Consider the following 12,960-nt stretch of genomic DNA (forward strand, 5'->3'; position numbering starts at 1 on the left):
GAAACGGAAATTGGGCGGGTATAAAATCTCAACAGGGATGTGTGCGATGAAAAAAGTCAGAAAAGCAGTGATACCGGTGGCCGGACTTGGCACCCGCTTCTTGCCGGCGACCAAATCGATGCCGAAGGAGATGTTGACGATCGTCGATCGCCCGGTGGTGCAATATGCCGTCGACGAAGCGCTTGAGGCCGGCATCGAACACATCGTCTTCGTCACCGGCCGCAACAAGACGGCGATCGAGGACTATTTCGACATCCAGCCGGAACTTTTCGGCACGCTGACCCGCTCCGGCAAGGTCGAGCAGCTCGCCTCGCTGGAAACGATGCTGCCTCAGGCGGGCTCGATGAGCTACACCCGCCAGCAGTCGCCGCATGGGCTGGGCCACGCCGTGTGGTGCGCCCGCGACATCATCGGCGACGATCCGTTCGCACTCTTGCTGCCCGACATGGTTTCTTTCGGGCCGCGCGGCTGCCTTGCCGGCCTGATGGAGCTCTACGACAAGGTCGGCGGCAGCAACGTCATCGCGGTGGAACAGTGCGATCCGATGGAGACCGGCAAATACGGCATCGTCGGCAAGGGTGCGGCGGTCGGCAACGGCTTTTCGGTGATGTCGATGGTGGAAAAGCCGGCGCCTTCGGCGGCTCCCTCCAATTTCTACATCAACGGCCGCTACATCCTGCAGCCGGAGATTTTCGATATTCTGGGCACCCAGGAACGCGGCGCCGGAAACGAGATCCAGCTCACCGACGCCATGCTGAAGCTTGCCGCCAAGCAGGAGTTCTTCGCCTATCCCTACGAGGGGCGCACCTTCGACTGCGGCTCCAAGGAGGGGTTCATTCAGGCGAATGTGGCATTTGCGCTGGCCCGCAGCGACATCGGTAGCCTGGTGATCGACCCGATCAAGGAGATCGTTTCGTCCTACGAGAACCGCAGGCAGGCTGCCTGATCGGCGAATATCCTGCGGCTTCAGGACGGCCGGATCCGGCAACGAATCTTCCATTTTGAAGCTGCGAACGCATTGTCGCCCCATCGTCTTGATAGGGCGACACCGCGTTTCATGAAAGCGCCAGCCCGAATGGCGGGCAAAAATAAAGAAATTCGGCGAGATCGATGAACCAAAGAAATCTTCCCCTCAACGGCAGACTGGCAATCCCGTCCGCCGGCAATGGAGACCCTGACGGGTTCATCGATCTCGAGCGGCTGTTCCAGATGGCGATGCGGCGCGCTCGCGTCGTTGCGCTCTGCGCCGCCATCGGCGTGGCGCTTGGCGTCGTCTACCTGATGTTCGCCGCGCCCAGCTACACCTCGGGAACGCGGATTCTGCTCGACGAAAACCTGACCAAGTTCGCGCAGGAAGAGGCCGCCACAGCGGCCAGCAACATGAAAAGCGACGCCAATCTTTTGACCGAGGTGGAAATCCTGAAGTCGACGCGGCTGGCGCTGGTGGTGGTCGACCGCGAAAAACTCGACGACAACGAAGCCTTCATGAACCCTCCGCAATCGCCGATCGGCTGGTTCAAGTCGCGGCTGAAGGCGGTGGTCGGGCTGTTCGACTTCTGGGCGCCGGAAGTCTCGGAAGCGGCAATCAAGAATGGCCGCAGGGCCAAGGCTGCCTCATTGCTGCAGCAGGGCCTCAATGTCGAGCGGGTCGGACGCAGCTTCGTCATCGACGTATCGTTTTCCTCGCATGTCCCGCAACTCGCCGGCAGCATCACGCGCGCCTACGCCAATGCCTACCTTTCGGACCAGCTCGACGCCAATTTCGACGCCACGCAGCGCGCTACCGTGTGGCTGCAGGGGCGGCTGACGGAACTGCGCGAAAATTCGCAGGCCGCGGCGCTCGAGGTCGAACAGTTCCGCGCTGCAAACGGCCTGACGGCGGCGCGCGGCGAGCTGATTTCAGAACAGCAGCTGGCCGACCTGAACAGCCAGCTCATCCTGGCCCAGGCCGATACGGCGAGTGCCTCGGCGCGTTACACCCAGTACAAGTCTATCGTCGACAGCGGTGCGGCCAACGCGGTCAAGAATGCCACGATCTCCTCGAAGGAGGTCGGCAATTCCGTCATCGACGCGCTGAAGACGCGCTATCTCGGCATCACCAAGCGCGAGCAGGAGATCAGCAACCGTTTCGGCGAGGATCATGAGCAGGCCGTCAGCCTGCGGCGCGAACAGGAGGATGTGGCGCGCCAGATCTTCCAGGAGCTGACGCAGCTGACCGAGAGCTACCGCAACGAATTCGAGGTGGCTCAGTCGCGCGAGGCGTCGCTGCGCGAGAACATCAAGAAGATCGCCGGCCAGACCTCCGAATCCAGCCAGGCGCTGGTGCAGTTGCGCGATCTGGAGCAGAAGGCGTCTGCGCTGAAGACGCTCTACGAAACCTATCTCGCGCGTTACGAGGAAGCCTCCCAGCAGCGCTCCTTCCCGATCGCCAAGGCGCGTGTCATCTCCGAAGCCGGCGTTCCGACATCGCCATCCAGCCCGAAGAAGTCGATGGTGCTGGCGTTGTCGATGGTGCTCGGCCTGATGGCCGGCGCGGGCATTGGCGCCTTGCAGGAGTTTCGCGAACGCTTCTTCCGCCTCGGTGAGGAAGTGCGCGACCAGCTTGGCCTGAAATTCCTCGGCTACCTGCCCATCATCGGCGGCTCCGCGCTGGAAAAGGCGAGGAGCCAGAGGCGGGAAGCGGTTGCCGCAGGCGACGACGAGCCGGCCTTCAAGAGCATCATGCGGGTGGCGATCGACGCGCCCGGCTCATCCTTCGCCGAAACGCTGCGCAATGCGCGGATCGCCGGCGATGTCGTGCTGCAGGGCAAGGCCAGCAAGGTCATCGGCATCGTTTCCGTGTTGCCGCATGAAGGCAAATCCACGGTCGCCGCGAATTTCGCGGGGCTGCTTGCCGCCAACGGCTCGAAGACGCTGCTGATCGACGGCGATTTACGCAATCCGGGCCTGAGCCGGATGCTGTCGACAGAGCCCGAGCAGGGGCTCGTCGAAGCGATCATGGGCGAGGTGCCATGGCCGAGCGCGGTGAAGGTCGACCGCAAGACGCGGCTGGCGATCCTGCCGGCGCTGGTGCGTGGGCGCATCTCCCACACCAGCGAGCTCCTCTCCTCACCGGGCATGCGCAAGATCATCGAGAACGCCCGCGAAAAATTCGACTACATCGTCGTCGACCTGCCGCCGCTGGCCCCGGTGGTGGACGCCAAGGCATTCGCGCATATGGCCGACGGCTTCATCTTCGTGACCGCATGGGGCGCGACGCCCCGGGCGCTGGTGCGCGCCGTAATTCAGGCGGAACCGCAGATCGCCGGGAAGGTCCTGGGCGTGGTGCTCAACAAGACCGACATGAAGCAGCTCGGTCGCTACGGTTCATTTGGCAGCTCCGAGCAGTATATCGAAAAATACGCCGGCTATTACGTCGACAAGTCGGCGATAGCAGCCAAGAGCTGAACTACATCGCGTCGCGCCGAATGGGATTCGGCGGCCACGCTGTAGTTTGTTGTTTGTGCATGTCGTTTCTCCCGAAACCGGGGACACTTTCGGGCGACATGCATTAGCCACCGTCACACCGTGAGAATGCGGCCCTTGTTGCCCCAGATGCGGGCAGCGCTCAGCCGCCCCGTCCGGTAGGCGCCGGTGTCGAGGTTGAGGCGCCGGCCCTCCAGCCGGGCGCGTTCGACCGGCGTGTGGCCGTGCACGACCCACTTGTCGAGCAGATGCGCGTTGTCGAGAAATTCCGAGCGGATGAACAGGAGGTCGTGATCGACCTGCTTCTTCAGCTCCACGCCGGGCCGGATGCCGGCATGCACAAACAGATAAGCCGGTGAATCCACGAGGATGGGCAGCGACCGGAGAAACGCCATATGCGTCGCCGGGATGGCGGCGCGGATCACTTCGACCTGCTCGTCCGGCGAGCAGACGCGGCTCAGGTGATCGTAGTCGATGCCGTAGGACCGCAAGGTTGTGTCGCCACCCATATCGTTCCATTCGCGCAGGCTCATGCTGCGGTCCAGCGCCTCGAGCATCATCAATTCGTGATTGCCGGCGAGACAGATGCGCTCGAACCCCTGCGGTGGTTCCGTCAGCAGATGATCGACGACCTGTGATGATGCAGGCCCGCGGTCGACGTAGTCGCCCAGCATGATGATCAGCTTGCGCGCCTCGATGCCGGCGGCGTCGGTGGCAATCCTGCTCTCGAGCGCCAGAAGCTCGTCATGGCAACCGTGCACGTCGCCAATGGCGTAGACCGCGAGGCCGGTCATGTCGAGTTGCAGCCGCGCCCGTCTGGAAGGCGCCGACGACCTGTCTCGTTTGAGGAGGCCGGACAGTTTCTTGATCAAGAAATGCTTCTCCTGGCAAAACGCCGATCCCTCCCCGCAAGCCTTTTATGACAGCCGGACGCGCACCGGTAGGGTGGCCGTCGAAATCGCGGCGTCGCAGAAAAAGAATCAGCCGGCGCAAGCGCCGGCTGATTGATCTTCAAGAAGAGGATTTCGGCAATTATCCGACATGCGCCGGCGGTTCGATCAGCTTGCGGTAAAGATGCCAGGTCGCATGGCCGAGGATCGGGATGACGACGGCAAGTCCGGCAAACACCGGAATGGAGCCGATCACCAGAAGGGCGGCCACGATCAGGCCCCAGATCGCCATGGTGACCGGATTGGTCATCACCGCCTTTGCCGAAGTGTAGATCGCGTCATAGGCGCCGATGTCACGGTCGAGCAGGATCGGAAACGCGATGACGGTGGTGGCAAGCACCACGATGGCGAAGATCAGGCCGACAAGATTGCCGACGATGATCAGCATCCAGCCGCGCTGGGTGCCGAGCACTTCGCTGATGAAGCTGCTCAGCGATTCGGGCGGTGTCGGGCCGAAATACCACTGGTAGATGCCTTGCGCGGTCAGCAGCCACGCGACGAAAATGGCAAGCAGGAACAGCCCGACCGCGGCGATCGACGGCAAAGCCGGCGATTCCCGCACCTCCAGGGCATGCCACCACGAGGTGTCGAGCCCGGCCTCGCGCCGGCGGCTGATTTCATAAAGGCCGAGGGCTGCGAAGGGCCCGAGCAACGCAAAGCCGGACATCAGCGGAAACAGCAGCGGCAAGGCGTTGTTGCCCGACGTCCAGGCGGCGAGAACGACGCCGACCAGGGGATAGATCACGCACAGGAATACGTAATGGGACGGCTTTTCCCAGAAATCGTCGAACCCCTTGTGGAGCGCGTCGATCAGATCGGCGACGCCGATTTTGCGCACCTTGGGGTGGGCCAGCGTGTCGCCAGCCCCTGCAATCACGTGAAAGCCTGCCATGACCATTCTCTCCTTAGGGTTGGAGCGGTCGCGAGCCACGCCAAGCCGTCAAAAACGGCCGGGTCACGCGGAACGCGACCTGCATTGCAAGGGCGATGATACACAGTCCGAGACAATTTGTCGCGCCTTTCGGCGACCTCTCGCGAAGCCAGGTGATCGCGACAGGCCGCCGGCAAAAACACGCAGCTTTGGAGCGAAGTTTGTTAGAGCAGTTCCGGTTCCTTCAGAACCGGTAACTCGCTCTAACTATTTGTTTAGGAGCATTTATGCGGACGCCAAATGATTCCATTTGGCTGCAAAATGCTCTAGCCGACAGTCAAACCGGAACGACGTGCAGGTCGCGCGGCAGCGACGAGAGGATTTCGGGGCCGTCCTCGCGCAGGATGACGATATCCTCCAGGCGGATGCCGAAGAGGCCGGGCAGGTAGATGCCGGGCTCGATGGAGAACACCATGCCTTCCTCCAGCACCGTCTCCGACGTCGCGGTGATGTAGGGCGGTTCGTGGCCGTCGATGCCCATGCCGTGGCCGGTGCGGTGGACGAAATATTCGCCGTAGCCTGCGTCGGAAATCACCTTGCGCGCGGCCGCATCGACATCCCTGGCCTTGACGCCGGGGCGTGCCGCCTTCAACGCCGCCTGCACCGCGCGCTCGACGATGGTGTGGATCTGGCCGTAACCCTCGGGCGGGCGCCCGACCGCCGCCATGCGGGTCATGTCGCTGGGGAAGCCATCCTTGCGGCCGCCGATGTCGATCACCACCGCGTCGCCCTCGGCCAGCTTGCGTTCGCCGGTCTGATGGTGCGGAAAGGCGCCGTTCGGACCGGCGCCGACGATCCAGAATGCCGGTGCGGCTCCTTCCGACGAGAAATGCGCTCGGATTTCGGCGGCAAGCTCACGCTCGCTCATGCCCGGCCGGATCGAGGCGAAAGCCTTCTGCATGGCGCGGTCGGCGATCGCGGCGTTCATCTTCAGCCTGGCGAACTCGCCGGCGTCCTTGCGCATGCGCAACGCCCCGATTGTGTCTGCGGTGAAAGCGTGTTGCACACCCGGCAGCGCGCCGAGCAGCAACAGCGCGTGGTCGGCGCGCATGGTCTCGTCGAGCGCCACTTTCGCCACGCCGAGCGCGTCGATGTCTGCAAGCGCCGCCGCCAAAGCGGCGTCCGGCCCGTCGGCGTCGTCCCAGTTGTGGAAGGAGATGTCGGTCGATTCGCGCGTGCCTTCGGCGTTCAGCGCCGGCATCAGGAACGTCTCCTTCTCTGCCGCGATTAGCAGCAGGCAGGGCCTCTCGTCCGGATGCGGATGGAACCCAAGCAGCCAGTCCATATGCGAGCCCGGCGCTATGGCGACGAGCCCTGTTTCGGTCGCCTGCATGCGGGTCCGCAACGCGGCAAGACGTTTCTGGGTGTCGGCGGCCATCGGCAAGCTCCTGTGGAATTTTCTGCGGAAGGCTTCGCTCAGGCGGCGAAGCGGAAGGACGGGCTTCTCCTTAAAACCTTGGTCGCGCAGCGCACAGCCCCCATGGCGACCGTCAGCTTGGTCCAGCCATGTGCCGGCACCGGCTCGAAGCCGAGGCCCCGCCAGAGTGCGGCATTCTCCGCGTCGAAATCGGCAAGCGCAGGCTCCGCATCGGCATAATGCGGCAGCCAGACCAGCGGCCGCGACCGCCCTTTCCGTATCTCGTTCTCGAGCACGATATTGTTGTAGAGCCGCGCTCTCAATTGCCGGTCGCGGATCGCTGGCACGAACGGCACCGGGTTGCGCTGAACCGCGAAACCGAGGAACTCCAGCCGTTCCGCGGTCTGGCCGAGCCGCTTGCGTGTGGAACCGAATTCCTCGGCGCGCCCTCCCGGCCCAAGCATGGCGTCGGCCACCAGGATCAGGGGCCGCCCATCGGCTGATTTTTGCCCGGTGAGCGCGACGAAGCGGTCGATATGGCCGCCATACTGGCGCATCCGGTAGGGATCGTTCCAGGCGCCGGCGCGGGGCGGCTCGCGTGTCGGTGCACCGTAACCGTAGCCCGCGACATGAAGCGGCCGGCGGTCGATGGCCGACAGCCTCTCAAACGCCAATTCGGTGCTCTTCTCGCGGTCGATGATCGCCTGGGTCAAATCGATACTGTCCTGGCCGGTCAGCCGGAAGTCCGGCCCGACCAGAAGGTTGCCGCCGGCAAGATGCATCGCCGCCCGCTCGACTGGAACGCTGGTGGCGCGAGACAGCCAGGCGGCATGGTCGCCTGGATTCTCACAATCCTGCTGCAGATATCTCGCGCCGCCTTCGCCGTGGACGACAAGCAGCGGATCCTGCATCCAGAAATCCGCGGTGTCGGCCGCAGCACTCAGGCCCGCCTCGACGAACACCGTGCGGCAGGCAAGGCCGAGCCCGTCCAGCCAGCGCTCGATGTTGCCGCGTGTCGCCGCTGTTCCCAGCACATGCAGGGCCACATCTTCCGGCAGCGTCCTTGCAAATTTGCCGAGCGCTGCGAGCAGCGCGCCGAGCAACGGATCGCCCCCGAAGCAGCCCGGCACGACGGCGATGGCGATCTCCTCGATGGCGCCGCCGCAATCCGCCACCAGCCCTTCAGGCGCAAGCTCGCCTCTCATCGCCGCGCGATCCGGCGTGCCCGGACTTCGTCCTTGAGGTTTTCGAGGAAGGGCGTGCGCGCCAGGCGCGCCGGCGTGATCGCATGGGCGGGGCGCGCGATGCTCCCGTCACGCAGCGCCGCCAGCAACTGTCGCGCATCCGCCTGTTTTTGCGAGCGTTTTTTCGCTTTCAGAATGTGTTTCAGTTCGTCGCGCCGTTCTTGCGCCAACGCTGTTGTCAAAAGAATCGTCGACCAGCTGCGGCGGCTGAAATGGAGCGCCGACGCCGACGCTCCCAAAAGGTCGCTTTCGGCGGCCGGGATCACGCCTTCTGCCGTCAGCGCCTGCAATGTCGCCTCGATATCGACCAAGGCCTCGGTCAGCGGCCGGAAACCCATTTCGGCCGGCGCGTGGGTCACCGCGACATCGGCGTCGGCGCTGCGCGCGCCGCTGCGGTATTCCTCATAGATCCTGCCCACCCCGACCATGCCGAAATCGGCGCATTCGGCGGCGCGCAGCGCGCCCATGCTGGCGGCGCCGGAAACGGCGACGCCCAGAGACAGCGCGTAGAGAATTTCCTTATGCCAGACCGAAGGGGCGTTCTCGAAGAAGCCGTCGATCAACCCGATCTGCGATGGCTTCTCCAGGGCAGCGGCAAGCAGGTCGCCGCAGGCGGCCGGCGGGCGCATGTCGAAGCCCACGAGTTCGTCGGCCGCGAAGCCATACAGGCTGGGACCGGCAAACACGACGACGCTCATGCCTCGTCCTCGAGCAGCCGGGCGATCATGCCGGCGTCGGCCGTCACCAGCCCGTCGTCGAACACCGCCATCAGGCCGGGAACAAGCACTTTCACCACATGCACGCCCTCATTCCCGCCGGAGAGCGGGAATATGAACACGTCTTCGGCGCCGGCCGCGCAGACCAGTTCGGCGGCAGCGTCGAATGTGGGCGCTTTGTTGGCCGGGAAGCGCGTTGCGAAAGCGCCGATCGACGGCGCGTCGGCCGGCGGTGCCGAAATGGTGCGGGCGAACGGCGCGTAGTCCGGCAGGTCGATGTCGTCGCGTGCGCCGGAAATGTGGGTCAGCCGCGACTGCACCGCCTCCAGAAGCGCTGCGAGCGCTGCCTCATGCGCGTCGAAGCGGCAGCCGAAACCGGCGGAATAGCGGCTGCCCGGCCCCTTCTCGCCGGCCACGTCGCGCGGGATGAAACAGCCGGCGACCGGCAGCGGCACTTTTCCGGAAAGGTCGAAGAACAGCGGCTCGAACCCTGCCGCCACGCATTTCGCGACCGCCGCGTCGAGGCCGGCATGGCTTCCCGGATGGTGGCGCAGCGGCCGCGCGAAACCGTCGAGCGTGCCGAACGCCTCCAGCGGCGCCAGCCCATCGTTTTCGACCGCCTCCAGCAGCGCATGCAATGCCGCCCGCTCGAAGCCGGTCGAAGCGCCAAGCCCGATCGAGGAGATGCGGAATGCGTCGCGATCCCATGGCGCATCGATGCGCATGTCGAGGCCGACAAGCTCATAGGGCGCAAAGACGCGGCCGCCGGTCTTCCATGATTTTCCTGGGACCCAGGCGCGCTCGCGTTCAGGGTCGAACGCGTCGAAGAGGCAGCCGCTCAGCCGGTCGAGCGGGACCGCCTGCTCACCGGCACCGGTAAGTTCGGCCAGCGAACAATAGCGCTCGACCAGCCTCTCCGGCCGTTCGGCGATAGCCGATTCCGCGGCTTCCATCACCGCCGAGATGCGCGCCTGGTCGTGGGTCAGGCCCTTGCCCTGGTTGAGCGCCAGGGTGCGGGAATTGGGCTGCACGGCAAACCAAACCGGAAGGCCGATCGTATCCAGCCCGGTCAGGTCGCCGACGCGGGTGATGCCGAGTTTTCTCAGGAATTCGGGCGCAAGACACCGGGCGACCGCATCAGCCAGCAATGTCATGCTCTCCATTCATGAAAAGGACGCGGCTTGGCCGCGTCCTTTTTACTATCATGCAAGGCTTCCGCTCAGTCCAGAAGCGCCTCTTCCAGTTCCGGCGTGGCGCCCTCCAGCTTGGCCAGTGCACCCTTGATCGGCTCGACCCTAGAGCGAATCGACTGATAGAGATCATTATCGACATCGGCGACGAAGCAGAAATCCGCTTCCGAGATTGTCGTGCCGGCGGCGATCGCCATGCCGAGCGAATCGAAGAAAGCGTCGTCATCCGGCATTGACGCGCCGCTGACCTTGCCGAGATCTGCGATCTTCTTGGTACGGCTGGCTAGCATACCGAACACTTCGTCGTAGCTCATCTTGCGCGCCTGCCCGTAGTCCTCGATCGCCTTCCTGGAAATGCGCACGATCTTCACCGGGTTCGTCTTGATCATGACGATCCCGCTGTCGCGGTCGCCGATCACGTACATCTTTGCGTGGTTCAGAATTTTGTTCACGATTTCATGCCTCCTCTGCCTCTCCGGATCGGTGTGGAACGTGCCTAGTTTCGGTGTGAAATTTCAAACAAAGTCATACAGAACGCAGAAACGTGTAGGCTAGGCTCGAAAACCATCGGTTGCAATAGCAAACAATGCGCGCGGTCGATGCCGCGCCCATCGTCGTGGTGAAGTTACTTCACTTGTCGAAGTCGGCTTCCTCATCACCCGAGGGGCCGGTGTTCAGTTTGATGAGTGCATCCTTGATTGGGTGGAGTTTGTGGCGAGTAGATTGATAAAGCTGATTTTCAATGTCAGCCACGAAGCAGAATTCCGCATCGGAAATGGTTGTACCGCTAGTTACCGTCATTCCGAGTGTCTCGAAAAAGTCAGAACCTTCGGGCACCGGTGGCGGATTGGCTTGAGCCAGATTGATGATCTGCCGCGTACGGGCTGCGAGCAATCCAAAGATGTCTTCGTACGACCTTTTTTGCGACTGAGCGTACTGCTCGATCGCAGCTCTCGTCAAACGCACGACCTTCACCGGATTTGTCTTGATCAGGTACAGCCCACTTTTGCTGTCGCCGATAACAAAAATTCTTGCATCACTCATGTAATTTTCCCCGCTTATTTGATCCCCGCCATCCGGAGACCTTCCAGAAACAGTTCCCTGTCGGCTTGCAATTTGAACGGTGGTATATCCGCTAACGAGTGCGCAGTGCTGCCGGGATAATTCTCTATTATTCTCTTGCCGTATGCCTCGGCCTCGGAAATATTCCCGGAAAGTGCATGACATGCAGCAAGCAACCGGATAGCCGACTCATCCGATTTCATTTGGCCGCACATTTCTATGGCACCACGGAATTCCCGTCTGTTGATCAGAATACTTGCACCGGCCCACCAATAGTGATCCGGCGCCAGCGGATTAAGTTCGATGGCCCGTTCAAAACGCTCCCAGCCGGCATCCGCCTCGCCCATCAGTGAGAGGGCGTCTGCATACTGAACGAGGAAATCCGGAGCATGCGGCGTGAGCGTTTCGGCAATGGCAAAACTTTCGGCCGCACCGTCGAAATCGCGCTGGTAGAGCGCCACCACGCCATCCATCCAGTGGCCGGCGCCGGCGCCGGGATCGAGCGAGACGGCGGCGGCCGCCTCGGCGCGCGCCTTCAACAGCAGGTCCGGGTCGTTGCCGCCGAGCATCAGCCATTCCAGGTGGAAGGTCTGCGCGATCTTGGCCCGCGTCGCGGAAAAATCCGGATCGGTAGCCGCGGCGTCGCGAAACGCCGAACGCGCGCGCCTGAGGCGCGGCAGGTCGCAATTCTGCAGGCTGATCTGCCCTTCGAGATAGCGCAGATAGGCGGCGCCGTCGTGCTGGCGCCGGTTGTCGTCCAGCCGGTCGCGTTCGATCGCATGCGCCATCGAGGCCGCCGTCTGGTGGGAAAGCAGGCGGAAGGCAAGCGCCAGCTTCTGGTCGTCGGCCGGAAACTCGCCGGCCCAGATGATTTCGCCGCTGTCGGCCCTGGCCAGCCGGCATGACAGCGTGCTGGTGCCGGGGATCAGCATCGCGCTGACCGCATATTGCGCATCGACCTGGCGTAAATCCGCCGCGCCGCCGGGTTTGACGATCTGGAAACTCGAATGCGGCGCGATCACCCTGAAAGTGCGATAGCGCGACAGCTCGTTGGCAACTTCGCGCACCAGTGCCGGGATCAGCTCGGAACTCGCGCCCACGCGCGGCAGTTCCGGCGGCAGGAAGGCGACACGCGGCTGGGAATTGGAGCTGCGCTCGGGAGACACCACCGGCTCGCTGTGGGAGTGCGCGGCGGCGAAGATGCGGCGCGCCACAGCCGCCGTTTCGGCCGAGGGCTGCGCGGAAAACTCCCGCTTCAGGAGATCGGTGAGATTGTCATAGAGACGCCGCGCCTCGTCGAACATGCCGTTGCGGCCATAGGCCTCGATGAGCGTGCGATAGGTCTGCTCGCGCTCGGGCTCAGTGGCCAGCGCGCGCTCCGCGATGGTCCTGAGATCGGCCTCCTTGGCGCGCCCGTAGCGGGTGATCTCCAGCAGCGCCGTCGCAACTGTCGAAAAGAAGCGGTCCTTCAGCTTGGAGCGTTCGCTGAGCAGCCACAGTTGAAACTCGCCGTTCGCATCGCTGCCTCCGGCAAGCAGCTCGCCGTCGAAAATCTCGATCGCCTGCATGAGGTCGGCGACAGCCTGCGATTGCTGCAGCTTGAGGAAGGCCGCAAGGTCGGAATCTTCCGCGCCTGGGCCGGCTATCAGCAGCGGCCCCTCGCTTTCGAGCAGCGGACGCTCCGGCGGCCAGGCACGGCGAATGCGCACCAGAAGCTGGCGAAGATTGGCGAAAGCCTCGTTTTCGCCGGTGTTTTCCCACAGCAGCGAGGCCGCCTTCTGGCGGGTCAGGCGGCGCGAGGGCGACAACAGCGCAAGCGCGATCAGCTGGTATCCCTTGGCAGGAAAGGCAAAGCCCGCCTGCGGCCTGTTCGCAGCCGGAAGCCCAAAAAGCTTCAGCAAAAATGCCCGCCCATCCTGCATTTCGAACCGGTTCTGGTTATGTGAAGCTAGGACGATTTCCCGCCCGCCGCTTGCCGGCGGTAACCAGTGTAGTCGTTCCTCGTCCGTTAAAAAAGCCATTCGACAACTCAACCCGGAACTGAA

Annotated in this window: 11 protein-coding genes; 2 read left to right on the top strand and 9 right to left on the bottom strand. The window is 63.4% G+C overall.

Annotation, left to right across the window (positions count from 1 at the left end; all coding sequences use genetic code 11):
• Positions 1 to 46: 46 nt before the first annotated feature.
• Together F3H98_RS04140 and F3H98_RS04145 are read left to right on the top strand one after the other, a co-directional pair.
• Entirely contained in the window at positions 47 to 946 is a 900-nt protein-coding gene (locus tag F3H98_RS04140; RefSeq protein ID WP_425294809.1) for a UTP--glucose-1-phosphate uridylyltransferase, read from the top strand.
• Between the two features lie 164 nt (positions 947 to 1,110).
• A complete protein-coding gene (locus F3H98_RS04145) occupies positions 1,111 to 3,447 on the top strand; it encodes a polysaccharide biosynthesis tyrosine autokinase (RefSeq protein ID WP_149758623.1) in 2,337 nt (778 codons plus the stop codon).
• A 113-nt stretch (positions 3,448 to 3,560) separates the two neighbouring features.
• Here the strand turns inward: F3H98_RS04145 and F3H98_RS04150 are convergent, their stop codons facing one another.
• The 9 genes from F3H98_RS04150 to F3H98_RS04190 all read right to left on the bottom strand — a co-directional run bounded on the left by F3H98_RS04150 (position 3,561) and on the right by F3H98_RS04190 (position 12,816).
• Positions 3,561 to 4,337, bottom strand: coding sequence for a metallophosphoesterase family protein (locus F3H98_RS04150; RefSeq protein ID WP_342211599.1), 777 nt, complete (start codon positions 4,335 to 4,337; stop codon positions 3,561 to 3,563).
• A 160-nt stretch (positions 4,338 to 4,497) separates the two neighbouring features.
• Positions 4,498 to 5,307, bottom strand: a complete 810-nt coding sequence (locus F3H98_RS04155; protein WP_149758625.1) for a DUF2189 domain-containing protein — start codon at positions 5,305 to 5,307, stop codon at positions 4,498 to 4,500.
• 316 nt (positions 5,308 to 5,623) lie between these two features.
• Entirely contained in the window at positions 5,624 to 6,724 is a 1,101-nt protein-coding gene (locus F3H98_RS04160) for a M24 family metallopeptidase (protein ID WP_149758627.1), read from the bottom strand.
• A 38-nt stretch (positions 6,725 to 6,762) separates the two neighbouring features.
• Positions 6,763 to 7,908 carry a hypothetical protein gene (locus F3H98_RS04165; RefSeq protein WP_149758629.1) on the bottom strand — a complete coding sequence of 382 codons (1,146 nt, stop codon included), beginning with the start codon at positions 7,906 to 7,908 and terminating at the stop codon, positions 6,763 to 6,765.
• Entirely contained in the window at positions 7,905 to 8,510 is a 606-nt protein-coding gene (locus tag F3H98_RS04170; RefSeq protein WP_210249659.1) for a TfuA domain-containing protein, read from the bottom strand. The genes F3H98_RS04165 and F3H98_RS04170 overlap by 4 nt, the downstream gene beginning before the upstream one ends.
• A 131-nt stretch (positions 8,511 to 8,641) precedes the next feature.
• Positions 8,642 to 9,817 carry a YcaO-like family protein gene (locus F3H98_RS04175; RefSeq protein ID WP_188130319.1) on the bottom strand — a complete coding sequence of 392 codons (1,176 nt, stop codon included), beginning with the start codon at positions 9,815 to 9,817 and terminating at the stop codon, positions 8,642 to 8,644.
• 65 nt (positions 9,818 to 9,882) lie between these two features.
• Complete coding sequence (locus tag F3H98_RS04180; protein ID WP_149758636.1) at positions 9,883 to 10,305, bottom strand: hypothetical protein; 423 nt, start codon at positions 10,303 to 10,305, stop codon at positions 9,883 to 9,885.
• A gap of 178 nt (positions 10,306 to 10,483) precedes the next feature.
• The gene (locus tag F3H98_RS04185) at positions 10,484 to 10,897 is read right to left on the bottom strand and encodes a hypothetical protein (protein WP_149758638.1); all 414 of its coding nucleotides are present in this window, start codon (positions 10,895 to 10,897) and stop codon (positions 10,484 to 10,486) included.
• Between the two features lie 14 nt (positions 10,898 to 10,911).
• Positions 10,912 to 12,816: an AfsR/SARP family transcriptional regulator gene (locus tag F3H98_RS04190; RefSeq protein WP_188130320.1), complete on the bottom strand. Its 1,905-nt coding sequence runs from the start codon at positions 12,814 to 12,816 to the stop codon at positions 10,912 to 10,914.
• Positions 12,817 to 12,960 lie beyond the last annotated feature (144 nt).

Origin of the sequence: Neomesorhizobium albiziae (assembly GCF_900114255.1) — a bacterium.
GTDB classification, from domain to species: Bacteria; Pseudomonadota; Alphaproteobacteria; order Rhizobiales; family Rhizobiaceae; genus Neomesorhizobium; species Neomesorhizobium albiziae.

Bases quoted from the DNA above. Each gene is read 5' to 3' on its own strand.
- F3H98_RS04140 (WP_425294809.1), top strand. From the start codon at position 47: ATGAAAAAAGTCAGAAAAGCAGTGATACCGGTGGCCGGACTTGGCACC.
- F3H98_RS04145 (WP_149758623.1), top strand. From the start codon at position 1,111: ATGAACCAAAGAAATCTTCCCCTCAACGGCAGACTGGCAATCCCGTCC.
- F3H98_RS04155 (WP_149758625.1), bottom strand. From the start codon at position 5,307: ATGGCAGGCTTTCACGTGATTGCAGGGGCTGGCGACACGCTGGCCCAC.
- F3H98_RS04160 (WP_149758627.1), bottom strand. From the start codon at position 6,724: ATGGCCGCCGACACCCAGAAACGTCTTGCCGCGTTGCGGACCCGCATG.
- F3H98_RS04165 (WP_149758629.1), bottom strand. From the start codon at position 7,908: ATGAGAGGCGAGCTTGCGCCTGAAGGGCTGGTGGCGGATTGCGGCGGC.
- F3H98_RS04175 (WP_188130319.1), bottom strand. From the start codon at position 9,817: ATGACATTGCTGGCTGATGCGGTCGCCCGGTGTCTTGCGCCCGAATTC.
- F3H98_RS04185 (WP_149758638.1), bottom strand. From the start codon at position 10,897: ATGAGTGATGCAAGAATTTTTGTTATCGGCGACAGCAAAAGTGGGCTG.